The sequence below is a fragment of the Aquabacter spiritensis genome (assembly GCF_004346185.1).
GTDB lineage: Bacteria > Pseudomonadota > Alphaproteobacteria > Rhizobiales > Xanthobacteraceae > Aquabacter > Aquabacter spiritensis.
This window is the reverse complement of sequence record NZ_SMAI01000002.1, coordinates 170,349-194,574: the sequence shown is the minus strand read 5'-3', so window position 1 is coordinate 194,574 and position 24,226 is coordinate 170,349. Positions and strand designations below refer to the sequence as shown.

23 protein-coding genes are annotated in these 24,226 nt (G+C 67.8%); 7 read left to right on the top strand and 16 right to left on the bottom strand.

The window, feature by feature from the left end:
- Positions 1 to 25 precede the first annotated feature (25 nt).
- Together EDC64_RS05125 and EDC64_RS05120 are read left to right on the top strand one after the other, a co-directional pair.
- The gene (locus EDC64_RS05125; protein WP_132030179.1) at positions 26 to 1,663 is read left to right on the top strand and encodes a UbiD family decarboxylase; all 1,638 of its coding nucleotides are present in this window, start codon (positions 26 to 28) and stop codon (positions 1,661 to 1,663) included.
- Between the two features lie 158 nt (positions 1,664 to 1,821).
- On the top strand, positions 1,822 to 2,001 hold the full coding sequence (locus tag EDC64_RS05120; protein WP_132030178.1) for a Myb-like DNA-binding domain-containing protein: 180 nt from the start codon (positions 1,822 to 1,824) through the stop codon (positions 1,999 to 2,001).
- 58 nt (positions 2,002 to 2,059) lie between these two features.
- Here EDC64_RS05120 and EDC64_RS05115 read toward each other — a convergent pair whose 3' ends face one another.
- From EDC64_RS05115 to EDC64_RS05100, 4 genes are all read right to left on the bottom strand, one after another.
- Positions 2,060 to 2,521, bottom strand: a complete 462-nt coding sequence (locus EDC64_RS05115; RefSeq protein ID WP_132030177.1) for a hypothetical protein — start codon at positions 2,519 to 2,521, stop codon at positions 2,060 to 2,062.
- A 201-nt stretch (positions 2,522 to 2,722) separates the two neighbouring features.
- Complete coding sequence (locus tag EDC64_RS05110) at positions 2,723 to 3,898, bottom strand: hypothetical protein (RefSeq protein ID WP_132030176.1); 1,176 nt, start codon at positions 3,896 to 3,898, stop codon at positions 2,723 to 2,725.
- A 90-nt stretch (positions 3,899 to 3,988) separates the two neighbouring features.
- The gene (locus tag EDC64_RS05105; protein WP_132030175.1) at positions 3,989 to 4,828 is read right to left on the bottom strand and encodes an alpha/beta hydrolase; all 840 of its coding nucleotides are present in this window, start codon (positions 4,826 to 4,828) and stop codon (positions 3,989 to 3,991) included.
- Positions 4,829 to 4,925: 97 nt separating this feature from the next.
- The gene (locus tag EDC64_RS05100; protein ID WP_132030174.1) at positions 4,926 to 5,510 is read right to left on the bottom strand and encodes a TetR/AcrR family transcriptional regulator; all 585 of its coding nucleotides are present in this window, start codon (positions 5,508 to 5,510) and stop codon (positions 4,926 to 4,928) included.
- A gap of 139 nt (positions 5,511 to 5,649) precedes the next feature.
- Here EDC64_RS05100 and EDC64_RS05095 point away from each other — a divergent pair, with 139 nt between their 5' ends.
- The 3 genes from EDC64_RS05095 to EDC64_RS05085 all read left to right on the top strand — a co-directional run bounded on the left by EDC64_RS05095 (position 5,650) and on the right by EDC64_RS05085 (position 7,682).
- Positions 5,650 to 6,351 carry a glutathione binding-like protein gene (locus EDC64_RS05095; protein WP_132030173.1) on the top strand — a complete coding sequence of 234 codons (702 nt, stop codon included), beginning with the start codon at positions 5,650 to 5,652 and terminating at the stop codon, positions 6,349 to 6,351.
- Between the two features lie 11 nt (positions 6,352 to 6,362).
- Positions 6,363 to 7,073 carry a glutathione S-transferase family protein gene (locus tag EDC64_RS05090; RefSeq protein ID WP_132030172.1) on the top strand — a complete coding sequence of 237 codons (711 nt, stop codon included), beginning with the start codon at positions 6,363 to 6,365 and terminating at the stop codon, positions 7,071 to 7,073.
- 78 nt (positions 7,074 to 7,151) lie between these two features.
- On the top strand, positions 7,152 to 7,682 hold the full coding sequence (locus EDC64_RS05085; RefSeq protein WP_207915903.1) for a flavin reductase family protein: 531 nt from the start codon (positions 7,152 to 7,154) through the stop codon (positions 7,680 to 7,682).
- Positions 7,683 to 7,692: 10 nt separating this feature from the next.
- On the opposite strand, the gene EDC64_RS05080 is transcribed toward EDC64_RS05085, so the two are convergent.
- The 12 genes from EDC64_RS05080 to EDC64_RS05025 all read right to left on the bottom strand — a co-directional run bounded on the left by EDC64_RS05080 (position 7,693) and on the right by EDC64_RS05025 (position 20,577).
- Positions 7,693 to 8,610 (bottom strand): LysR family transcriptional regulator, encoded by a 918-nt coding sequence (locus tag EDC64_RS05080; protein ID WP_132030171.1) that lies wholly within the window; start codon positions 8,608 to 8,610, stop codon positions 7,693 to 7,695.
- A 137-nt stretch (positions 8,611 to 8,747) separates the two neighbouring features.
- The gene (locus EDC64_RS05075; protein WP_132030170.1) at positions 8,748 to 9,737 is read right to left on the bottom strand and encodes a Gfo/Idh/MocA family protein; all 990 of its coding nucleotides are present in this window, start codon (positions 9,735 to 9,737) and stop codon (positions 8,748 to 8,750) included.
- A gap of 214 nt (positions 9,738 to 9,951) precedes the next feature.
- Positions 9,952 to 11,127 (bottom strand): MFS transporter, encoded by a 1,176-nt coding sequence (locus EDC64_RS05070; RefSeq protein ID WP_132030169.1) that lies wholly within the window; start codon positions 11,125 to 11,127, stop codon positions 9,952 to 9,954.
- Between the two features lie 16 nt (positions 11,128 to 11,143).
- Positions 11,144 to 11,905, bottom strand: coding sequence for a sulfite exporter TauE/SafE family protein (locus EDC64_RS05065; RefSeq protein ID WP_165933641.1), 762 nt, complete (start codon positions 11,903 to 11,905; stop codon positions 11,144 to 11,146).
- Positions 11,906 to 12,151: 246 nt separating this feature from the next.
- Positions 12,152 to 13,258, bottom strand: coding sequence for an LLM class flavin-dependent oxidoreductase (locus EDC64_RS05060; RefSeq protein WP_132030167.1), 1,107 nt, complete (start codon positions 13,256 to 13,258; stop codon positions 12,152 to 12,154).
- Between the two features lie 203 nt (positions 13,259 to 13,461).
- Complete coding sequence (gene pcaD, locus EDC64_RS05055) at positions 13,462 to 14,274, bottom strand: 3-oxoadipate enol-lactonase (protein WP_132030166.1); 813 nt, start codon at positions 14,272 to 14,274, stop codon at positions 13,462 to 13,464.
- A 166-nt stretch (positions 14,275 to 14,440) separates the two neighbouring features.
- The gene (locus EDC64_RS05050) at positions 14,441 to 15,841 is read right to left on the bottom strand and encodes a TRAP transporter large permease (protein ID WP_132030165.1); all 1,401 of its coding nucleotides are present in this window, start codon (positions 15,839 to 15,841) and stop codon (positions 14,441 to 14,443) included.
- 9 nt (positions 15,842 to 15,850) lie between these two features.
- Complete coding sequence (locus EDC64_RS05045) at positions 15,851 to 16,366, bottom strand: TRAP transporter small permease (RefSeq protein WP_132030164.1); 516 nt, start codon at positions 16,364 to 16,366, stop codon at positions 15,851 to 15,853.
- A gap of 88 nt (positions 16,367 to 16,454) precedes the next feature.
- Positions 16,455 to 17,537: a C4-dicarboxylate TRAP transporter substrate-binding protein gene (locus EDC64_RS05040; RefSeq protein ID WP_132030163.1), complete on the bottom strand. Its 1,083-nt coding sequence runs from the start codon at positions 17,535 to 17,537 to the stop codon at positions 16,455 to 16,457.
- 357 nt (positions 17,538 to 17,894) lie between these two features.
- Positions 17,895 to 18,338: a cupin domain-containing protein gene (locus EDC64_RS05035; protein WP_132030162.1), complete on the bottom strand. Its 444-nt coding sequence runs from the start codon at positions 18,336 to 18,338 to the stop codon at positions 17,895 to 17,897.
- Between the two features lie 32 nt (positions 18,339 to 18,370).
- Positions 18,371 to 19,609: an FAD binding domain-containing protein gene (locus EDC64_RS05030; protein ID WP_132030161.1), complete on the bottom strand. Its 1,239-nt coding sequence runs from the start codon at positions 19,607 to 19,609 to the stop codon at positions 18,371 to 18,373.
- Positions 19,610 to 19,725: 116 nt separating this feature from the next.
- Positions 19,726 to 20,577 (bottom strand): TetR/AcrR family transcriptional regulator, encoded by an 852-nt coding sequence (locus tag EDC64_RS05025; protein ID WP_245504544.1) that lies wholly within the window; start codon positions 20,575 to 20,577, stop codon positions 19,726 to 19,728.
- A gap of 117 nt (positions 20,578 to 20,694) precedes the next feature.
- Between EDC64_RS05025 and ku the strand changes: the two genes are divergently transcribed.
- Positions 20,695 to 21,585: a non-homologous end joining protein Ku gene (gene ku, locus EDC64_RS05020; RefSeq protein ID WP_132030159.1), complete on the top strand. Its 891-nt coding sequence runs from the start codon at positions 20,695 to 20,697 to the stop codon at positions 21,583 to 21,585.
- Between the two features lie 3 nt (positions 21,586 to 21,588).
- Positions 21,589 to 24,216, top strand: coding sequence for a DNA ligase D (ligD, locus tag EDC64_RS05015; protein WP_132030158.1), 2,628 nt, complete (start codon positions 21,589 to 21,591; stop codon positions 24,214 to 24,216).
- Positions 24,217 to 24,226 lie beyond the last annotated feature (10 nt).

Sequence of the window (24,226 nt, the reverse complement as noted above, 5' to 3'; positions counted from 1 at the left end):
TTTCCTCACAGACCCAGGCAGCCCCATGGCCGCACAGCAATCCTTGCCCGATTTCGTCGCCGCGCTCGATGCAGCCGGCTTTCTGGTGCGCGTAACAGCGCCGACGCGGGTCGACCAGATCCCGCACGTCCTGGAATCCAATCCCACCAAAGCGGTGCTGATCGAGACCATCGTCGACAGCGAATTCTCGCTGCTCGCCAACGCCTATTCCAACCAGGACATGTATGCCTGGGCGATGGAATGCGACAAAACCCGGACCGGGCTCGAAATGGTCGCCAAGGCGAAGGGGCGGGTCAAGTGGGAGACGGTCGCGACCGCCCCCTGCAAGGAGGTGATCCTCACCGGCGACGACGTCGACCTCACCCGCCTGCCGATGTTCCTCCACCACGACCGGGACGGCCACGCTTACACCAACGACAATCTGTTCATCAGCAAGCACCCCGACACGGGGGTGTATGACTGGGGCGTCTACCGCTCGATGTTCCGCGCCAAGAACGAGAAGTCGGTCGACATGACCTGCACCTCGCACCGCCAGCGCATCAATGCGATGGCGGCGGCGGCCAAGGGGCAGAATCTCGAGGTCGCCATCGTCATCGGCGGGCCGATCCTCGACAAGATCGCGTGCCTTGCCGGGGTCCCCGGCGACACCGACGATTTCGAAGTGCTGGGCAGCTTCTACGGCGCCCCGGCCAAGATGGTGAAGTGCGAGACGATCGACGTGGTGGTGCCGGCCAATGCCGAGATCGTGCTCGAATGCGAGCTGATGGCGCTGGAGGGCCTGTCCTTCGACGAGGGTCCCTATGGCGAGTTCACCGGCATGTATGGCGGCGGGCTGAAGCACAATTACCGCCTCAAGGTGAAGGCGATGACCTACCGCAAGGGGGGCATCTACCAGCACGGCACGATCGGCGGCCTGCATCCCTGGTTCACCGACAACATGCTCCAATTGCCAGCGATCGAGGCCGATCTGTTCGGCGCGCTGAAGCAGGCGGGGATCGACGTGAAGGAGGTGCGCTCGCCGGCCGGCGGCCTCTCCAACATCGCCTATGCCAAGATCAACCCGCTCGGCGCGGGCGATGCCAAACAGGCGCTCGGCATCATGCTCACCGCCTCCAAGCAGGGCCTGCCCAAGGTGGCGATGGTGTTCAACACCGATGTCGACATCTGGGACGACCAGGCGGTTCTCGCCGCGATGGCGTTCCGCTTCATGCCGGACCGCGACACCGTCATGATCAAGGACTGCAACACCATGACGGTCGACCCCAAATGCGAGATCCCCGGGGTCGCCTCCAAGATCGGCTTCGACTGCACCATTCCGATCGGGCCGTCGTGGAATCCGGACGAGTTCGCGCGCAGCGCCCTGTGCGACCTCGGCGATCCCCCGGCCGGGGTGGTACCGATGACGGAAGAGGCTCTCACCGCCGACATGGAGGCCCTGATCAAGGCGCAGCCGCGCGCCTGGCGCGAGATTCTCGCGCATTATCATGGCCAGCCTTATCCCGTGATCTACCGCGCCTTCGGCGCCCTGCGCCATCGCCTCGGCCGGGCCAACGACGCGCCTTGGTACCGCTACACCTTCGCGGACGGCCCCTTCGCCTATGAGGCGAAGCCGAAGCCGGCATCGAACTTCGATCCCAAGCACGTCGCGCCGACACCCGTCTAACGCACGCACCGATCAGGTTGCCTCAGCCTGATCGGTGAACCGGCCTCTGAGGCCCCCTGCTCGGGTCGGCACCGCCATGAAAGTGGGACGGTTCGTCGCCATCACGGCTATAGAAGGCGCGAACGCCGGAGATGGAGCCGGCCCAGCAGGAACAGACCATGGCCGAGCGATTTGAACGGCACCGCCAACCCTGGACGCACGAGGAGCTCGAGAAGCTCAAACTGCTCGCCAAGAAGGGCATGTCCCTGAGGGCGATTTCGAAAGCCATGACGCGCAGCGAGGAATCCATCAAAGACCGCGCCAAACTCGACGGCATCGGGATCGCCCGGCTCCGCTAGGCCGCGTGCAGCCCGCGGCCGCGCGCCCCGCCTCAGCCGGGCGAGCCCCGCCGGAGCCTCAGCAGCCCTCCTCCCAGCGCACCGTCATCGCGCCGTGCCCGGACGGTCCGCTCCATTCGAGACGCCCTTCGCCGCCTTGCCCGCCGCCATCATTCCGCACGGCTGGATTCACACGGCCCTTGATCATGCGGATCTGTCGCCCGCCGACGGTCCCGACCCAATATGCGGATGGGTCGCCCGCCGTCGCGGTCGCGGCGGTGATCCTGCCATCGATCTTGAAGAGCGCCTTCTTCCGCGCGTCCTGCGTGTCGAAGATGGCGACGAGATCCTTGTTGCGAAACAGCGCGAAGCTGCAGCCGGAGGACTGCCACCGGCCAAGGTCGGCGTTGGAGATTGCGGCGAAGTCGAGCTTCGGGGAATTTGCCGCTCCCGCGAGGATCTGTTCCGCCGCTGAGGAAAAAGAAGGCGCGGCCAGCGTGCCGACGGCGGCCAGCGCAAATACGAATAGCGAATGACGCATCGTGCGATATCCCCGTTCCTGCGACCCTGACCCCTGGCCTGGTCCCCTCTGGCGACGGACGGCCGGCGTCGACCAAGCTGGATTGGCTTCGACGCCCTATCTCGAGCACCTGAAGCGAAGTCAATCCACCCGCCGTTTTCCGGACGCACGCGGCGTCCGGCTTTGGCCGCCCCTCCTGCGGCGGCGTTCCGCGCGCGCCGGTCAGGCGGCCCCGCGCGTCGCTGGGGTGATCGGCGCCAGCAGGAGCAGCGCGAGGATCAGGGTCGCCGCCACGATCGCAGAGGCGCTGAGCTCGCCGGCCGCGCCCACGGCCCAGGCCGCGCCGAGGCCGGTGCACAGCAGCGGCACCGATACGCCGAGGCCGAGATGCAGGAGCGCCGGCCAGCGCCGCCAGTTCGCCAGCATCAGCGCGCCGGTCACGGCGCACAGGGCGATCGTGCCGGCGGGGAAGAGATACCCGCTCGCCGCGGCATAGCCCTGGCCCTTTCCCAAGACGTGCAACGGTGGAAAGAAACCGGGCGCCGTCGCCCAGCTCCACAGATCGAGGACCAAAGCGAAGGCGGTTGCGGCGAGGCCCACGGAGATCGCGACCTTCCAGCCCCGGACCGGGACCAGTGCGAATGCGACCAAGACCGGCCAATAGAGAAAGACGATCCGCGCCGTCCCGAGAAGACCAAGAGCCAAAGTGAGGACGACCAGGACCGCCGGCGACCGGGCCTCGGCGAGACCCAGCGTGACCGCCACGAGGAGCAGCATGAGGGGGATGTAATCAAGCCCGGTCACGGTCATGTGCCAGGCGGCGAGGCTCGAGAACAAAAGCGCCAGAGCGAGATTGATCGCGCCCCAGGAGGTGCCGCCGGTGCGTGCGGCGAAGGCCGCCGCGGCGATGGCGAGGGGCGTGAGGAGGCCGTACAGGCCGGTGAGCGACAGCGGCGCCACGAGGAGGATCCAACCCGGCCCGGCGCTGATCGGATTGCCGGTATAGAGCCGCATCGCGTAGGAATTTCCCGTGCGCACCAGTGATTGCGCACCGGTGATGAGCCCGTCGTCATTGTCGCTGCCGAGGCCGGACGTCTTGCGCGCGTCGGCATAGGAATAAATGATCAGCGTGAGCAAGGTGATAACGGCGAGACCGCACCAGAACATCCAGCGGCGGTCGAGCGCCGCGATCAGCGCCGCGCGCCGGGATGGGACGAGCGCATACCAGCTGCCCCCGAGCGCCAGCGCGAGATAGAGCGCGCCGGCCGGCCAGGGATTGGGGACGAAACGGAAAATCGCATAAAGCGAGGGGACATGCAGGACCAGCGGCAGGACGGCCCACCAGACCGCCTCCGCCGGCACCTTCAGCCGCTCCGCCGCCGCGCTCCCGCCCGACACGTCTCGTCTCCCGCCTGAAACGCCCGCTTGCGCGCGCGGATTTCCGCGAGGGAGTAAAGCAGGACCCGCCGGCCGGAGCCACCGCTCAGGTCACGCATCCGCTCCGAGGGTGCGGCGCAGCCAGTCGGCGACGCGGGCGCAGACCAGATCCTCGACGCCGTTGTAGAAATGATCGCAGCCCGGCAGGACCTGGGCCTCGCACGGGCCGCCGGCCCGTTCGGCATAGATCTCGGCGGGATAGCCGACCGGAGATTCGTCGTCGCCGCGGATATAGAGGGTCGGCACCTTGATCTCGGGGGCAAGGTCGAGGATGGCGTGCATCGTGGTCAGCCGGTCGACATAGCTGGCGGCGGAGATGACGTACCACCAGCCGGGCACCAGCATCAGCGTGTCGCCGCGCCCCTCGGCCACCAAGGCCCGGGCCTCGGCGAGAACCTCGGCGCTGCGCGCCTGGGCGAGATGGCCGGACATGGACAGGCTCTGGAGCACGGTGTCGCCCGCGCCCCCGCGATGCGCGGAGAGCAGGATCAGCGCCGGCGTCTCCGGCCGGTCGTGAACGTGCTTCACGGCCAGCATGCCACCATTGCTGTGGCCGATGACGACCGGCGCGGGAAAGCCGCGCTCGGCCATCCAGCGCGCGGCGAGGGCATTGTCCTCGATCCCTTCGGCGGTGGTCTGGAACGCGGCGCCCTCGGCGGCGCGGCTGTTGCGGATCGACAGAATGTCGTGGCCGCGCCGGTTGAAGGCGAGGCAGGCATAGCCCATGGAGGTCAGAACCGGCGGCAGGAAACGCAGCGCGCCGGTGTAGAAATTCATCGTATTGCCGTGGAACAGCAGCACGCCGCCGCGCACCGGGCCGGACTCCGGCTCATGGAACGCCCCGTCCAGCGGCAAAGTCGGGGTGTCGATCGAAACGAGCTGCGTACGCATATTGGCCTCCCGGACGTCCTGAGGACGCGTTGGTCTTGGGCAGGTGGATATCGGCGGAGACCCGGCCGGGTCAAATGGCGGAGAACGAAAGGCGGGGTCAAACCGCGGGATCGGGGGGAACGAGCAGGTCGACCAGGGTGCGCGCCGTGGCGCGCAGAGCGGCCGGATCGCCGTAGACGCGCTCCATCACCGCGAGGCCGCGCGTGAAGGTCACGACGAGGCGGGCCGCCGCCTCGGCCGGCACCGCCAGCCGTTCCGCCGCGCCGGGACGCGCCAAGGCCGCCATCAGGATCGCGTCGAGCCCGTCGAGCAGGCCGCGGACCTCGGTGCGGATCCGCGCGCCGGTCGGCTCGCCGGCGGTGCGGGTGGAGAGGCATCCCGGCGCCGGGGACCCGGAGGTCATATTGTCGATTGCGGCTTCGAGAAAAGCCTGAAGAGCCAAGCGGATATCCGGCCCCTCCAGGGCCTGCGCCACGGTGGCGAGGAAGCGCGCCTCATAGCGGCCGAAGGTCCGCAGGAAGAGTTCTTCCTTGTCGCCATAGGCGTGATAGAGGCTGCCGCGCTGGACCCCGGTGGCGCAGGCAAGATCGAGCATGGAGGTCGCGCCGAAGCCCTTCGCGCGGAACACGGCCTCCGCCTTGGCCAGCACGTCCTCCTCGTCGAACCTGCGCACTCCGGCCATGAGCGGCCCGCCTCCTCGTCCGATCTCTGACAGCTGATGCTTGACAGTCCTGTCAAATTTGACACTCTTGTCAAGGATACAGGGCGCGCCGCCTCTGTCCAGGGCCCCCCCGAGCGCGCCGACCCTCAGGGAGACCAGGATGATCGAGCTGCTGTACTGGACCACGCCCAACGGCCACAAGGTCCTTCTCGCGGTGGAGGAAATGGGGCTCCCCTACAAGATCACCACGGTCAATATTTCCAAGGGCGAGCAGTTCGATCCCACCTTCCTCGCGACCAGCCCGAACAACCGCATCCCGGCCATGATCGACCACGCGCCGGAGGACGGCGCAGGGCCGCTCGGCGTGTTCGAATCGGGCGCAGTGCTGGAATATCTCGCCGACAAGAGCGGCCAGTTCCTGCCGAAGCCGGCGCGCCCGCGCTACGAGGTCCTGCAATGGCTGTACTGGCAGATGGGCGGGCTCGGCCCGATGGCCGGGCAAGCGCATCATTTCCTGCATTACGCGCCCGAGCGCATCGCTTATCCGAGCGAGCGCTACACCAAGGAGGCCAATCGGCTCTATGGCGTGCTCGACCGGCGCCTGGCGGTCGCGGATTATGTCGGCGGCGACTATTCAATCGCCGACATGGCGATCTATCCCTGGGTGCATCTCGCCCCGCGCCATGGCCAGGACATGGCCGAGTTTCCGAACGTGAAGCGCTGGTACGATGCCATCGCCGCCCGCCCGGCGGTGCAGCGCACTTATGAAATCGCCGCCTCGATCAACACCGCGCCGAATGTCAGCGAGGCCTCGCGTGCGCTGCTGTTCGGCCAGACCGCCAAGCTGCCCGCAGCGACCTGAGGGGACACGCCATGACCGCCCCCGCCACCTTGTACGAACTGGCCGGCGCAGATCCGGATCTGCGCTTCAGCCCGCATTGCTGGAAGGCCCGCATGGCGCTCGCCCACAAAGGCGTCGCGGTCGCCGGCGTGCCGTGGCGCTTCACGGAGAAGGAGGCGATCGCCTTCTCCGGTCAGGGCCTCGTCCCGGTTCTCGTCGCCGACGGCGAGACGGTGAGCGATTCCTTCCGCATCGCGGAATATCTCGAGACGCGCTATCCCGACCGTCCGTCGCTGTTCGGCGGCGAGACGGGCCGGGCCATCGCGCGCTTCGTGAATTCCTGGGCGGACACCGCATTGGTCCCGGCGGTCGCCAAGCTGGTCGTGCTCGACATTTATGAGCGGCTCGACCCGAAGGACCGTGATTATTTCCGCGCCACCCGTGAAAAGCGCTTCGGCATGCCGCTCGAACAGGTTGTCGGCGACCCCGCGGTGCGGCTCTCCGAGCTGCGCCAGGCGCTCACCCCGCTGCGCCACATGCTCCAGCACCAGCCCTTCATCTGCGGCGCCGCGCCGGCTTATGCCGATTATTGCGTGTTCGGCATGCTGATGTGGGCGCGTTGCGTCAGCCCGGTCGAAACGCTGGCGGCGGACGACCCGGTGCATGGCTGGCGCGAGCGCCTGCTCGACGCGTACGACGGCCTCGCGCGGGGCGCGCGCCATTGCGCACCGTGCGGCAATTAGCGGTTCTGATCAGGGCAATTACACATCATAATTTGAGTTTATGCAGTGGGCTCCCCATGTTGCGGGGAGCCCCTTGCCATGAGGATTGTCTGCGTGAGCCATATGCCGCCCGATCTCGAAACGCTCGCCCCGATCCTGCCGCGCCATCTGCGCGACGTGCTGGGCTCGTTCACGACCGGCGTCGTGGTGGCCACGACGCTCGGGACCGGGGGACGCCCGGTCGGCCTCACCATAAATTCGTTCAACTCGGTGTCGCTCGATCCGCCGCTGATCCTGTGGAGCCTCGCGCTGAAGGCGCCCAGCCTGTCCGCGTTCCGGGCGGCCGACAGCTTCGTCATCAACATTCTGGCCGAGCACCAGGAACAGCTCGGCCGGCGGTTCGCGACCCCGTCCGAGGACAAATTCGCCGATGTCGCCTTCGAGGCGGGCATGACCGGCGCGCCGGTCCTCCTCGACACGGCGGCCCATCTCGAATGCCGCGTCCATGCCCGCCACCCCGGCGGCGACCACGAAATCTATCTCGGCGAAGTGGTGGCGCTGCAGGATCGCGGCCATGCGCCGCTGGTCTATCACCGCGGCAAGTTCTGCCGCATCGACGCCCAGGGCTGAGCCCGGCCGGTCAGAAATAACCGGCCCAGAACTGATTGAGGCGCTCCGCCTCCTCGCGCAGCAATTCCAGGAACATCGCGGCGGGCGGCGCGATGACCTGGCGCGACGGCTCGATCAGGACCAGATCGAGCGGCGCCACCGGGTCGACGATGGGCTGGACCGAAAGCGGCAGCCGGTCGATATCCGCGGCCAGCATGATGGCCGGGACCACGGTGCGCCAGTCCGAGGCGGCGACGAAATCCAGCGTGCCCATCATCGAATCCATTTCCAGCATGCGCTCGATCTGGACCCCGTTGGAGGCGATATAGGTCTCGATCAGCGAGCGCCGCGTATTGGCGATCGAGGGCAGGATCAGCTTCACCGGCCCGAGCGCCTTCATCTTTACCGGCTTGAGGTGCCAGTCCGGTTCCATCCGGCTGACCAGCGTCTCGTGGGTGGTAAGGAAATGCTGGGTCTTCAGCCCCGGCCGCCCCGGGATCGAGGGCACGATGGCGAAGTCGAGTTCGCCGGTCAGCACGCTGTTGGTGAGGATCGGGCTGAACGCCTCGACAACGCGGATCGAGACGTTGGGATAGTCCTTGATGAAGCGCCGCATCGCCGGGGCCAGGGTGACGCGGGTCATGGTCGGCATCAGGCCGACCGCGATATCGCCGGAGACGCCGTGGCCGAACATCATCATGGCCTGGTTGGTCGCCTCCTGGAGGCGCAGCATCTCGACGCAGCGGCTGTAATAGGCATCGCCCGCCGGGGTCGGCGTCACCCGCCCCTTTTCGCGGGAGAACAAGCGGACCCCGAACCGCTCCTCGAGCTTGCGGATGTGCTGCGACACGCCGGACTGGGTGCCATGTTCGCGCAGCGCCGCCGCGGTGAAGGACCGCTCCTCATAGGCGGCGACGAACAGGCGGATCTCTCTCAGGCTTTCGGCCACGGCGGCACGGGTCTCCAGGCAGGCGCAAACGTCCGAAGCCGGCTCTACAGGCGGCACCGGCGGCGTGCAAGGACGGGACGGCCAGGCCGTCCCGTCCGGGCGCGCAATTCACCGTGTCCCGGCGTGGCCGGCCCCGATCAGGGGCAGACCGCGAGCTCGTTGGTCTGCGCCGAGACGAACACCGCCTCGAGCGCCGCGACGGTGTCGATCATCTGGTCCATCTCGATCGGATAGGGCTCACCGCCGGCCGCGGCGCGGGCGAACGCCTCGAGATTGGCGCGGACCGCCGGCGCGGGCGGATATTCCAGGTCCTCGCGCGGCTTGTCGCGGATCACATAGGTCGCGGTCCAGCCCTCGGAATTCTCCGGATGCGCCTTGTCGCGCACCTCGGCCCAGCCCTTCGAGCCATAGACCGCGATGCGGCCGTCGAACGGCGTGGTCAGGATCGCCGACAGAAGCGAGGTCGAGCCGTTCTTGAAGTTCAGCGTCAGGGCCAGGGTGTCGCCGTTCTCCCATTCGGTGGCGAGGGTGCGCAGCGAGGTCAGGACGCGCTCGCACGGACCGAGAATGGCGGTCGAGAGATCGAGCAGATGGACGCCGGTGGCGGTGACCGGGCCGACCGGATTGGACGCTGAGATGCGCCAATTGCCCTTCGGCAAAGCGAGGAACTTGTCCTGGCTGAAATTCGCCTCGACCTGGACGATGGTGCCGAGCTCGCCGGCCTTGATGCGCTTCATCATGTCGATGATCGGCGGCTCGAAGCGGCGCTCGTGGCCGACGCCGAGGACCACTTTGTTGGCGCGGCACACCGCGACCGCCGTCTCGGCGTCGGCACGCGTCAGGCAGAGCGGCTTCTCGCAGAAGACGTGCTTGCCGCGGCTCGCCGCCGCCACGATCTGGCCGGCATGGAATTGCTGCGGGGTGCAAAGCACGACGCCCTCGACCTCGGGATCGTCCAGCACCGCCTCGAAGCTGGGCAGGAAACGCGCGCCGCGCTCGGCGGCCAAAGCGTCCTTCGCCGGATCGATGTCGGTCGCCGCGACGATCTTGATGTCGGGGCTGCCCTGCAGCACGCGCAGAAGCGTGCCGCCCCACCAGCCCATCCCGATCAGTCCAACCTTGAGCATGTCTTTCGTCCCTGATTTTCTGGAGCGGTCGCCGGACCGCCGCACCTCGGCACGGCGCGGACCGGTCCCCCACGACCCGGCGACGTGCCGGTCCGCCAGCCTTGCATGCGCACATGCAGGCGCACCGGACCCGGTCCCGCGCGTCGCCGCGGCACTGTGCGCAAGCCGGTCCGGGAGCACAAATTATGAACTCTTCTAAAGCTCATTCGATTTTCTAATGGCCGCGCGACGCCGCGCGCCGGTCTGCCGCGTGGATCCCGGCCGCGGCGATCGTCATGGCGAGGCCGATGCCGCAGGCGAGTTCCCAGCCGCCGATCACGAAGGCCCAGGCCCCCACCGCCGAGCCGACCGCGCCGCCGGAATAGAAGATCGTGAAGAACAGGCCGTTGAGGCGGCTGCGCGAATCGGAGCCGAGCGCGAGCACGGTGCGTTGGCTGAGGACGAGGCTCGAGGCCACGCCGCAATCGAGCAGAATGCCGGCGACCACCAAGGCGCCGAGCGCGACCGGTCCGCCCGCGCCGCCGGGGACGCACAGCAGGAAGGCGACCGCCGAGGCGGCGAGCGCCGCCAGCGCGCCGATCCTGCCCCAGCCGCGATCGGCCGCCCACCCGACCCAGGGCGCGGCCGCCGCGCCGGTCACGCCGATCAGCGCGAAGATCGCGATTCCGGTCTGGCTCATGCCGTAGGCCGGACTGGCCAGAAGCAGGGGAATCACCGTCCAGAACAGTGTGAAGGCGCCGAACAGGAAGAATTGCACGCCCGCCCGCCGCCGCAGCACCGGATGGGCACGCAGCAGATCGCGCATCGAGCGCAGCAGCGTGCGATAGCGGAAGCCGGCGCCGGGATGGCGCTTGGGCACCTGCCGCGCGATCGCGGCGGCGACCAGGGCCACCAGCCCCGCCGACATCAGGAAAATGGCGCGCCAGCCGAGCACGTCGGCGACCAGGCTGGAAATCGGCCGCGCCAGCATCATCCCGAGCAGGAGGCCGGACAGGACCTTGCCGACCACGCCGCCGCGCGCCTCCGGCGGGGCGAGATGGGCGGCGAACGGCACGATGACCTGCGCCACCGAAGCGGAGATGCCGAGCACGAGGGCGGCCGCCAGGAACATCGCCGCATTCTGCGCCAGGCCCGCACCGATCAGCGCCAGCGCCACCACCAGGAGGGCGGTCACGATCAGACGGCGGTTTTCGAACCGGTCGCCGAGCGGCACGACCAGCATCATGCCGAGGCCGTATCCGACCTGAACCACGGTCATGGCGAGGCCGGCCGCGGCCGGCGAGATGCCGAGATCGACGCTGATCGGGCCGAGCAGCGGCTGGGCATAATACAGGTTCGCGACCGCGACCCCGCCGGCAAAGGCGAGAAGGAGGGTGAGACCGGGACCCATCAGAACACACCCGCCATCATGGAATCAGACCGACCGCGCTGCCGAGCAGCTTGGCGCCCGCCAGCACCAGGAGGATGTGCACCCAGAACAGGAGCCGGTCGCGGTCGAGCCGGTCGTGCAGCCGTTTGCCGAGATAGGCGCCGAGCGGGATCGCCGGGAACAAAGCGGCGGAATAGATCAGCAGATGCGCACGATCGAGCCCGATCGCCGCCATCAGCGGCAGCCGGGTGACGTTGGCGATGGTGAAGACCGCCGACATGGTGCCGGCATAGACCGTCTTGGTGAGGGGACGGCGCATCAGATAGACCGCCACCGGCGGCTGGCCGGCATTGGCGAGGAAGGTCGTCAGCCCGCCCACGAGGCCCCAGCCGAGCGCGCGCACCCGGGACAGATCGAGCGGCGGCTTGGGTGCCGGGCCGAACAGCAGGCGGCGCAGCGCGAAGGCGAGGATCGCCGCGCCGATCAGCGCGCCGGTGGCATCGCGCGGCAGGCCGGCAAACACCGCCGCGCCGAGAATCATACCGCAGAACACGCCGGTCGCGATCCACACCACGTCCGGCATCGACCAGGTGCGGGGCGGAAACACCTTCAGCGAGGCGATGTCCATGAGCGGCAGGAGCGGGGTGAGAACCACCGCCGCATCGACCGGGTCCATGACCAGAGCGAGCACGGGTATGCCGACCACGGCGAGCCCGCCGCCGAAGGCGCTCTTGGCGAAAGCGATGAGGAAGACCGCGGCGAAGCCGGCCAGAACGATCTGCGGTGCGAACTCCGACATCCCCATCCCCGTTGCGCCGGCCGCCGTCCGGCAGGCGCAAGCGTCACGCGTGCAAAATCCCGGCCGCGCCGCGGATTATGCGGGCGGATCTCCCGGCCCGATCGCCGCAGGCGGCACACAGGGGCGTGGCGCGGAAGACGGTGCGGACCGGGCGAAAGAAACGGCAGGGCGAAAGAAACAGCAAAAATCCGCCGGGGGCGAAAACCCCCGGCGGCAGGTCGAGGCATCGGTCTCGGGGACTGAAGCCTATTCGGCGGCGCGCGAGGCGCCTGCGGTGCGGCCGTCGATCAGCGGCACCACCTTCTCGGCGAGGAGCACCATGGAGCGGCGCGCGAGATCGCGATCCGCCCAATCCTTGCCGGCATAAAGCAGAGTGCCGAACGGGCCGGTCTGCTCCTGGAACTTCAGGAGATCGTCAGCCACCTTGTCGGGCGTGCCCCAGATCACCAGCTCGTCCACCACCTTCTCGATCGTGAGGTCGTCGTCGGACATTTTGGGATCCGACTTGAAGAGCTCGGCCCGCTTGTTGGCCTTCATCTTGGTCAGAAGCTGATTGTAATAGAAGCGATACGGGCTGTTCGGCCCGGTCGCGTACTCGCGCGCGGTGGCGAGATCATCGGCGACGAACACGCTCTTGGCGACGCGCCAGTCGGCCGGGTCGGCGACGCGGTTCACCCGCTCGCAGCCCTCGACATATTTCGGCCAATGGGTCGCGACCCATTTGGGCATCAGGAAGTTGGCCGAGATCGGCAGCCAGCCGCGGGACGCGGCCTCGACCACGCCCTTGGAATACGGCGCCACCACCGTCACGACGATCGGCGGATGGGGGCGCTGCAGCGGCTTGGCGATGATGCCCTGGCCGATCGCCGCCATCAGCTGGCGCTCGGTGCTGATCTTCCAGTATTTGCCGTCGATATTATAGGGCGCCTCGCCGGCCCAGATCGCCAGCACGGAATTGATGCCCTCGACGAACATGGCGTTGCGGTCGGCATCGAGATTGCCGAACACTTCCGCGTCCGACAGCAGGCCGCCGGGGCTGATGCCGAAATTGAACCGGCCGTCCAGCATGTGGTCGAGCATGGCGATTTCCGCGGCGACCGCTGCCGGGTGGCTGTTCGGCATATTGATGGTGCCGGTGCCGAGCCGGATATTCTTGGTGTGCGAGGCGATCCAGGCGAGGAACATGGCGCAGGAGGTGATGTTCTCCGCCTGGTCCGTGACATGCTCGCCGCAATAGGCCTCGGTGAAGCCGAGTTCGTCCGCGAGGACGAAGGCCTCCCGGTCCTCCGCGAGGGTTTTGCGCCAATCCTTGTCCAGGGGATGGATCGGCATGGTGAAGAAACCAAGCTTCATCACTACGCTCCGTCAGTCTGCCCGCAGAATAGGGCGCCGGCCCCATGCGGAAAAATGATTGTTCCTGATGCCGGGGATTACCCGGCCTGATCGCCACGTCGCAGATGCGTCGCGCCGGCCTGCCCCCGGACAGACCGCGCGGCCCGCGGGTGCGGACCCGGCCGGAGCCGGGCCGCGGCCTCCGGGTTTCGTCCTGAGGCGCTCTATTTGAGGCCCGCGCCGCTCAGCCAGCCGCCGACCGCCGCATTGTAGGCTTCGGGATTTTCCATCGGGATGATGTGGGCGGCCGGGGCGATCTCGACATAGGCCGCGCCCGGGGTGAGCGCCGCCATCTCCTTCATCGCGGCGGGCGGGGCGCCGCCGTCGGATGCGCCGGCGACATAGAGGACGGGGGCCTTGATGGTGTCGAGGCTGCGCTTGTAGTCGAGCCCCTTCAGCGCTTCCGCGCAGGCGATATAGCCTTCGGTGTCGCAGGCGAGAATCATGGCGCGCGCTTCCTCGATCGCGTCGGGATTGGCGGCGCGGAAGCCTTCCGTGAACCAGCGCTCGATGGTGAAGTCGACCACGCCCTGCATGCCGCCGGCGGCACGGATCGCCGCGATGCGGGTGTTCCAGCTGTCGACGAAGGGCGGGATCGAATCCGACCGCGCCGCACAGCAGACGAGGCGGTTGACGCGGTCGGGATAGGTGATGGCGACGCCGAGGCCGGTCATGCCGCCCATGGACAGGCCGACGATGTCGGCCTTGTCGATGCCGAAATGGTCCATCAACCCGACCAGATCGGCGGCGAAGGTGGCCATGGAATAAGGTCCGGCCGGCGCGGAAGAGCGGCCATGGCCGCGGGTATCGTAGCGCAGGACCCGGTGGGTGGCGGTGAAGGTCGCCATCTGCAGGCGCCAGCTTTCCAGCGTGCAGGCGAGGGAGTTCGACAGAACCAGCCAGGGCTTGCCGGCCTCGCCATCGACGCAAGCGGCGAGGTCCGCACCGTTGACGGAAATCTTTTCGATGTCGCTCATGAAATCCTCCCAGATGGGCCAGGGTCGTTGGGACCGGGCGCCGCCGCGGCGGCTTGCCGAAACGGGTAGCGCACCGGGGAATGGCAGCGGAAATCATTGTTTATGATCCCGCGGATTACCGGCTCTGATTGGCGCCGGCCGCACGTGCGGCCGGCGGGACTGCGCCCTACCCGCCGACCTTGCCGAGATTGGGCAGCCAGGTCGCGATCTGGGGGAAGACGATGAGCAGGACGATCACCGTCAGAAGGCAGATCCAGAACGGCACCGCGCCGCGGAAGATCTCGCCCACCGAGAGGTTCTCCTGTGGCAGCGCCGCTTTCACGGTGAAGACCAGGATGCCGAAGGGCGGGGTCAGAAGGCCCGTCTCGATCGCGATGATGCCGATCATGGCGAAGGCCAGCGGATCATAGCCGAGGGCGGCGGCGATCGGGGCGAACACCGGAACCGTCAGGAGGATGATCGAGATCGAATCGATCACGCAGCCGAGCACGAACCAGATCAGGATCATGATGCCGAGAATGGCGAGCGGCGGCAGCCCGGTATCGAGGAAGAAAGCCTGCACCGCCCCGGTGATGCCGGTCATCGACAAAACGCGGGAATAGAGCTGCGCCATGACGAGCAGCAGCAGGAGCGGCGCGGAGGTGCGGCCCACCGTGAGGACGACGTCGAAAATCTCCTTCAGCCGCATGCCGCGGCCGATGGCGATAAACAGCGCGAGGGTCGCGCCGACGCCGGCGCCCTCGGTCGGGGTGAACACGCCGAACCAGATGCCGCCGAGCACGCTGAGGATCAGGACCAGGACCAGAAGCGTGCCGACGAGGGTCTTACGGAAGTCGGCGTCTTCGACGACCGGCGCCACCGCCGCCACGCGCGGCCCGCCGCGGCCTGCCACAGCAGTCCCCGACGCGGTGACGGAGACCACGCCGGGGGCGGCGGCTTCGCCGACCAAGGCGGGGTTCCGAATCGCGAAGATGACGATGTAGACGCAATAGGCGGTGACGACGAGGAAGCCCGGCACGATGCCGGCGAGGAACAGGCTGCCGATCGACTGCTCGGTGATCACCCCCCAGACGATCATCAGCACCGAGGGCGGAATGAGCATGCCGAGGCAGGCGCTGCCGGCGATGCAGGCGAGGGAGAATTGGCGGTCGTAGCCGTAGCGCTTCATCTCGGGATAGGCGATGCGCGAGAACGCCGCCGCGGCGGCGATGCTGACGCCGGAGACGAAGGCGAAGATGGCGTTGGCGAACACGGTGGCGATGCCGAGCCGGCCGGGCAGCCATTTGGTCAGCCTGTTCACCAGCGTGAACAGATCGCTCGCCGCGCCGCAGCGGGCGAGGAACTCGCCCATCAGGATGAACAGCGGGATGACCGCGAAGATATAGTCCCGGATCGCCTCATAGGCGGTGTTGGAGATGAAGGACCGCACGACCTCCAGGTCGCCGTTCATCATCAGGTAGATGCCGAGGGCGGAGGTGATGCCGAGGGCGACGGCGATGTGGGTCCCGAGGAAGACCAGGCCGAGCAGGACCCCCACCACCAGCATCATCTGGGTTGCATCGAACATGGGGAAGCCTCAGTGGGAGACGCCGGTGGACACGATCTCGGCGCGCCGGGCGGCGACCACCTGGCGTGCGGCGAGGAGCAGATAGGCGAGGAGCGCAAGCCCGGTGCCGGCGAGCACGGCGAGACGGACGGGCCACATCGGCACCCGCAGGGCGCCCTCGCCCTCATATTCGCCGCTGTCCCAGGCGTGCATGAACCCGTCGATCGAGCCCCAGAAGATCAGGCCGAACAGAAGCGCGCCGAGCAGCGAGCCGAGAATGCCCAGCACCACCTGGACCGGAACGGGGAAATTGGCGGTGAAGGCGTCCACCTGCATCATCCCGCCGGACAGGATGGCGTAGCTCGCCTGCAGATAGCAGATGATGACGATCGAGCTCGACACCAATTCCGGCGTGCCCTTCAGCGGCGTGCCGAACAGGACGCGGCCGATGACGTCGGCGCACACCACGAAGCAGAGCAGGAAGGCGAGCGTGGAGGCGATGACGAGGAGCGCCTTCGAGACGACGGTAAGCGCGGTTCCGATCATGACGAACCCATTTGCTTGAACGACCGGCGAACATGCGGACCCGGGCCGCCCCGAAGGGCGGCCCGGATCGCAGGCGCGGACGCAGATGTCACTTGAGCTGGTAGCGCACCGGCCATTTGTGGCCGTTCTTCTCGTACAGCTCCAGGGCGAGGGTCAGCACCTCGGTGCCCGGCAGGCCGGCCTTGTCGAGCTCGGCGGCCTTCTCCTTCGGCCAATCCTTCAGCGAGTTGGCCCAGTCGAGGCGGACGCTGTCGGGGACCGCGCTCTTCACCTTGGCGCCGAGCTCCTTGAGCTGGGCGATCTGCTTGGGATAGTTCTCGTCGTTGACCGTGCCGGTCTTGGCCTCGAACTCGCGCGCGACCTCGAGGATGATCGCCGCGACGTCCTTCGGCAGCCTGTCGAAGCGCGACTTGTTGATGGTCAAACCGTGCCAGGTGATCGCGCCGAAGCCGGTCTCGGTATAATAAGGCGAGACTTCGTAGAGCTTGAAGTTGACGACGCCCGACGGGAACATGATCCAGCCATTGTACACGCCGGTCTGCATCGCGGTGTAGGATTCCGGCAGCGAGGACTGGACCGGGATCGCGCCGGCATATTCCAGCCACTTCAGATTGAGGCCCGCGCCCGCCAGCTTGCGGCCCTTCAGGTCCGCAACGGTGTTCCAATCGAAGGTGGTGGTGAGGTTGTAGCCATTGTCCGAGATCAGGGCGATCAGCTTCTGATTGAACTTCTTCTCGAACACTTCGCTCATGTACGGCACCTTGTCGTACACTTCGCGCGCCACCTTCACGCTCGTCACCGAGCTCATGGAGGAGAAGGGCAACATCACCTGGAACGCCTGCATGGGCAGATTCGAGGGCTCGAAGCAGAAGCAATAGCCGCCGATGTCGATGATGCCGGACTGCACGCCTTCCAGCGTGTCGGCGACCTTCACCATCGATCCGCCATAGCCCTCGACGAACTCGATCTTGTGGCTGGTCTTCTCGGCCACCCGCTTCGTGACTTCCGGCACGAAGAAATTCTGCATCAGATTGACATAGGTGTTCACGGCCGGATGTCCGGACGCGATGCGCAGGCGGATCGTCTCGGCCGTCGCCGGCAGCGCGAACACCGCGGCGAGGCCGCCGGCGAGCGCCGCGGCGAGAGTGGATTTGCGCAGAATTTGATTCATCTCAAAGTTTCCTCCTGGAACAGTGATTATTGAGACGGGCCGCTAACCTTTGCGCCATCGCAGCGCAGCATGCTGAGCCCCCGGCATTCGCAGATGCGAAAGGCAGATCGCTCTGCTTTCACATGATCCCGTGCCGTCTTTACCTCGTATTAGGTGCGAGGCCGGGACATCGCCAAATGATCATTTGTGATCGAGAGTATCATTTTTTCTAATGTCCGGCATGCGTCGGTCGCGATCTTCAGACGCGCCGAAACGTGCCCGCCGGCCTGCCCGACGGACACAAAATTTCCTTCAAATTCAAGCCCTTACTGAGCCTGCCGAAAGGGCGGGCGGGAATTTCTCCGCCGCGGGGCGGCGCTAGGCGGCCTGTTCCAGGCCCGCCAGAACGGGCGCGGCGAGAGGCAATGGCGCGTTCGCGCTGTCAAGAAATTCCACGGTTGTGAACACGAGGTCCGTGGTGCCGAGATTCTCCAGGTCGTGCGTCATGAAGCCCCCCGCCTCGAAGCTCAGATGGCGGGTCTCGCCGGGCGTGTAGGTGACGTCGACGATGCGGCCGTCGCCATAATGGGAGCGTGCCTCCCCGCCGGTGACCGAGGTCCAGAAATAATCCAGGACATGGGTGTGGAAGCCGATGCGCTCCCCCGGCTTGAGGGTCAGGGTCCAGACCCGGACCCGATCGGTCTGCGAGACGAGGCGGGTGCCCACCTCGCCATTTCCGGCGCGGGCAGCGAATTCCGCCCGCAGCGCGGCGGGCCATTCGGCGGGCGCGTCCGGCCAGCTCGTGATGACGTGCTTGGTCATGGCTGATCCTCCCTTCGGTTCAGCGGCGGGGATTACGCGGCGATGCCGGCATTCACGGCGGTCTCCGCCATGATGGCCTCCGGCTGCCGGTGGCGTTCGGCGCTGATTCGCTCGTCTTCGGTCAGAAGCTGGGCCTGCATATAGGCGCCGAGCTGGCGGGCGCGGCGCACCACGGCCGCGCCGTAGGGCCGGCGCAGCGCGTCGAACGCCTGGAGCGCGGCTGGCACGTCGGAGGTCCGGGCGAGCGCCGCGGCGAGCGCCGCGGCATCGCCGGCCGCTTTGGTGACGCCCATACCGACATGCGGACGCGCCACGAACGCGGCATCGCCGAGGATGACGGTATGCGCGCCGAGCGCCATGCGCGGCGTCTCGAGATCCTGGATCACCTGGATGAAGGGCTGGGCGGTGCGGGCGACCACTTCGGCGAACTGGGGCGAGAGCGTCTCGGCCGCGGTGCGGCGCAGCGCGGCGATCACATCGGGCCGGATCTTGTTCGGCGGGATCGACAAAGCGTGCTCGACCCCGTCGCTGTCGGTCAACAAATCGCGCAGTACGGTGTCGGACGGCGCCGGACGGTACCAGACGAAATTGTAGCGCCGCCGGCCATATTCCATCGCCTCGTCCTCGCCCGCCACGGGATAGCCGAGCATCTGCTCGCCGGGCGGCAGGGAGAAGGCGAAATAATTCACCATGTCCGCCCGCGCGCGGGCCGACAGGTCGCTCTCGGGGACGAGGCCGCGCCAGGCGATATAGCCGGCATATTTGGGCTTGGCCTCGGGCACGAACTGCCCCCGCACGGTGGAGAAGATTCCGTCCGCGCCGACCAGGAGCGCGCCCGTCTCACGCCCGCCATCCTCGAAATGGGCGACGACGCCGTCGGCGCCCTCCTCGACCGCGGCGAGATTGCGGCCGTGATGATAGAGATCGGCGGGCAGCGTCTCGCGCAGGATGCCGTAGAGATGGCCCCAGGAGGTGACGACCTGCTCCAGCGCGCGCTCGCCCGACACCGATCCGTCGCGCGCGAACACCCGGCGTCCGGGAACGAACACGCCGACCCGCGCGGCCTCGCTGTCCGCGCCGCAGGCCTTCAGGATCTCGAACAATTCGGCATGGGTGACGATGCCGGCGCCGCGCCCCGAAAGCTCGGAGCCGATGCGCTCATAGACATGCACGTCCCAGCCGAGCCGGCGCAGGCTGAGCGCCGTGAACAGACCCGCCATGGACCCGCCGATGATCAGCGCGCGCTTCGACGCCCCGGCCGTGCCCGCCATGTCGCTCTCCTCGCATCCTCCCCGGCCGCCACCTTCACCGGGGGCGTTCCGGTATTGATCAGTCGATAAATGATGCCGCAGAAGCGCGCTACGGTCAAGCGCTATTTATCGACCGATCAATTACCGCTTCGAGCCGGCGGATCCCGCCGCGCCCGGTGCCCCTTCTTCGCCGTCGGCGGGGCCGCCTTCACGGGTGCGGCGATCGCCTTCTGCCGAATCCGGGGCGCCGCCCCCTCCACGGCCGTCCGGATCCCGGCCTTCGTCTCGGCCGCGGTCTTCGTCGCCATCCTGGTCTTGGATTTGGTCTCCGCCGCCACCGGCGCATCGAGGCTGGCGAGCGCTTCGGGCGCGCCCTTTAGGAAGGCGCGCACCCGCAAAGCGAGATCGGCATCGAGATCGTCGGGGAACGGCATGCCATAGATGAAGCGCCGCACGCCCATATAGAAGATCGAGGCGTGCAGGCCCCAGACCAGTTCGACCTCGGCATCGGAGATCGGCGGCTCGGTCGGCAGACCGCGCTCGTGGCGCAGTTCGCGCACCACGAGGTCGAAGGCGGTGCGGTGCAGGAAGGCGAGATAGCGGGCGTTGAAGTCGAGTCCCTTCAGCCCGGCGAACATGAACAGGCGCACCCATTCGTAGGTCAGCAGAACCCGCGCATAATCCTGGTAGAAGCGCGTCAGGCGCTGTTCGAGGGGCACGCTGCGGTCCTTCAGAGCGGGCCCCCATTCCGGCTTCCACGGATTGAGGTAGACCTCCTCGTACACCCGGTCGAGGAGGGCCTCCTTGCTCGGGAAATAGCGGTAGAGCAGCGGCTGGGTGATGCCGATCCGTGCGGCGAGGTCGCGGGTCGAGCCGTCGAAGCCCTGCTCCGCGAAAAAGGCGATCGCCGCCGTGACGATGGCCGCCTCGCGCGCCTTCGGATCGAGGCGGCGCTTGTCGGCCGGTGTGCGTTCAGCCGGAAGTGGCACGCGGCTCTCCGTTGGTTGAGCCCCGGCATAGCATCGCATTTCCCCGACAGGAACCGGGAACGCAAACGCGGCGGCAGCGTTTGGAATTCCGGACTCGGGTAAGGTGGAGAAGCGATCGTGGCCCCGCGCGCAACGTGGAAAGGTTTCCTGAAGCTGGCGGACCTGTCGTGTGCCGTCAGCCTGCATACGGCGGTGTCGTCGTCCGGGCGCATCGCCTTTCGCACCATCGACCGCACCACGGGTCACGCCGTGCGCCGGCGCTTCGTCGATGAGGAAACCGGCGACGTGGTGGAGCGCGAGGATCAGGTGAAGGGCTATCCGACCGCGGCCGGCGACCATGTCGTGATCGAGCCAGAGGAGGTCGCCGCGACCGTGCCCGAGGCCGACAAGATGCTCGACGTCGCGGGCTTCCTGCCGTGCGACGCCATCGATCCGGTGTTCTTCGACCAGCCCTATTTCATCGCCCCCGCCGACCCGGTCTCCGCCAAGGTCTTCTCCGTGCTCCAGGCCGGCATGACCGCGAAGAAGGCGGCCGCAATCGCCCACGCGGTTCTGTTCCGCCGCGCCCGCACCGTCCTGCTGCGTCCCCATGGCGAGGGGATGATCGCGACGACGCTGCATTTCGACTACGAGGTGCGCGCCGAGGAGGAGGCCTTCTCGGACATCGCCGACATGAAGGTGGAGGGCGAGATGCTCGATCTCGCGACCCATATCATCGCCACGAAAAGCGGCGAGGTGGACCCGCACGAATTCGAGGACCGCTACGAGGCGGCGCTGGCCGATCTCGTGCGGATGAAGATCGCGGGCAAGCCGATCCGCGCCAAGAAGGCGCCCGCGCGCACCAATGTCGTCAATCTGATGGACGCCCTGCGCCGCAGCGCGGCCGGCGACCCGCCCGAAAAGTCCAAGAAGGCGCCGGCCCGCAAGGCCGCGTCCCGCACCAAGGCCGCGGCCGAGAAGCCGTCCAAGACGGCCGCGAAATCCCCCGCCCGGCGCAAAGCGGGGTAAAGCGTGGCGCTCGACCGCTACAACGCCAAGCGCGACTTCGCCCGCACGAAGGAGCCGCGCGGCGAGGCTGGCGCCGACGGCGGCAGGGCCTATCTGATCCAGAAGCACGACGCCCGCCGGCTGCATTACGATCTGCGCCTCGAACTCGACGGCGTGCTGCTGAGCTGGGCGGTGACGCGGGGCCCGAGCCTGGTGCCGGGGGAGAAGCGACTCGCGGTCCATGTCGAAGATCATCCCCTCGCTTACGGCGATTTCGAAGGCACGATCCCGAAGGGCGAATATGGCGGCGGCACCGTGCTGCTCTGGGACCGGGGCAGCTGGGCGCCGATCGGCGACGCCAAAAAGGGCCTGAAGAAGGGCCACCTGGAATTCACCCTGGACGGCGAGAAGCTCACCGGGCGCTGGCACCTCGTCCGGCTGCGCGGCAAACCGGGGGAAAAGCGCGAGAACTGGCTGCTGATCAAAAGCGAGGACGCCGCCGCCCGCGCGCCGGAGGCCCCCGACATCCTCGAGGAACGTCCGGAATCGGTGAAGACGGGGCGGCAGATCCCCGACATTGCCGGCGAGGCGCCCGGCTGGTCGTCCAAGACGGGTGCCATCGCGTCCGCCCGGGATAAGACGGCAGGGACCAAGAAGACGGCTGCCGATTCCGCCGGCAGATCCGCCGGCAGATCCGCGCGCGCGAAAACCGCCGGCTCGCCATCGCCCCGCAAGCCGCGCGGCGAGAGCACGATGCAGAAGGGCGGCACCCCTCCCCCCACGGCATTGGAGGGGGCTCGGCCGGGTCCGCTGCCCGATTTTCTCCCGCCGCTGCTCGCGACGCGCGTCATGGCCGCGCCGGCGGGGGAAGCTTGGATCCACGAGATCAAATTCGACGGCTACCGGATCCAGGCGCGCATCTCAGGCGGAAAGGTCCGCCTTCTGACGCGCGGCGGGCTCGACTGGACGGCACGGTTCGGCGCGGCCATCGTCGACGCGCTGCGCGCTTTGCCGGCGGACGCGGCATTGATGGACGGCGAACTCGTGGTGGAGGGTGCCGGCGGCGCCTCGGACTTTTCCGCCCTGCAGGCGGATCTGTCGGCGAGCCGCAAGGATCGCTTCATCCTGTATCTGTTCGACCTGATGCATCTCGACGGCGCCGATTTGACGGGCTGTCCCCTCATTGTCCGCAAGGCGGCGCTGGCCGCGCTGCTCGACGGTGCGGGCGATCCCTTGCGGGTGAGCGCGCATTTCGAGGAAGACGGGGCCCTCGTGCTGCGACATGCCTGCCGGCTCAGCCTGGAGGGCGTGGTCTCCAAAAAGCGGGACTCGCGTTACGTCCCCGGCCGCGGGCGGACCTGGGTCAAGAGCCGATGCGCGGAGCGTCAGGAACTGGTGATCGCCGGCTACGTCCCCTCCACCACCGGCCGCGATGCGATCGGCTCTCTGGTTCTGGGCTATTATGGCCCGGACGGTCTGGTCCATGCCGGGCGGGTGGGAACCGGCTTCTCCCAGGCGACGGCGGGCGCGCTGATGCGCGAGCTGAAGCCGCTGAAGCGCAAGACCAGCCCGTTCGCCGCGCGCCTGCCGGCCGAGGCGGCGCGGGGCGCCGTCTTCGTCGCGCCCGACCGCGTCGCCGAGGTCGAGTTTCGCGGCTGGACGGCGGATGGCAGCCTGCGGCACGCGGCGTTCCGCGGGCTGCGGGACGACAAGGATCCGCGCGAGGTGGTGCGCGAGAGCGGAGGAGACGCCATGGCGCAGGCGCCGCGCAGCAAGGTCCGCCTCACCCATCCCGACCGGCTCTATTGGCCCGATGCCGGGGTCACCAAGGCCGGGCTCGCGGACTATTATGCCGAGGTCTGGCGCGCCATCGCGCCGTTCGTGGTCAACCGGCCGCTGGCGCTGGTGCGCTGCCCGGAGGGGATCGCGGGCCAGTGCTTCTTCCAGAAGCATGTCTGGCGCGGCGCCGCGAAGGCCATCCGCCTAATGCCCGATCCCAAGGCGCCGGACGATCAGCCGCTCGTCAGCGTCGCCGATCTCGACGGGCTGATCGGCCTGGTCCAGGCCGGCGTGCTGGAAATCCATCCCTGGGGCGCGACCTTCGACGCGCTCGAACAGCCGGACCAGATGATCTTCGATCTCGATCCGGGGGAGGGCGTCGCCTGGCCCGAGGTGATCGCCGCCGCCCTCGAGGTGCGCGCGCGGCTCGCGGCGCGGGGCCTCGAAAGCTTCGTGAAGACCTCCGGCGGCAAGGGGCTGCACGTCGTCGCGCCCTTGGTGCCGAAGGCGGACTGGACTGTGGTCAAGCCCTTCACCAAGGCGCTCGCTGACGAAATGGCCAAGGACGCGCCGGACCGCTTCGTCGCCACCGTCGCGAAGGCGAAGCGGACGGGGCGCATCCTGATCGATTATCTCCGCAACGGGCGCGGCAGCACGGCAGTCGCGCCCTATTCCACGCGGGCTCGGCCCGGCGCGCCGGTCTCCATGCCGCTCGCCTGGGAGGACTTGTCGCCGGAAATCGGACCCGCGCATTTCACGGTGCTGAACACGGTGGCCCGGCTGGCCGCGCTCGAACGCGATCCATGGGCGGACTTCCGGGCGGCGGCAAAGCCGCTCCCGGTGCCGGCGTCCCGGCGCCGCAAGAGGGATTAGCGCCGCGCGG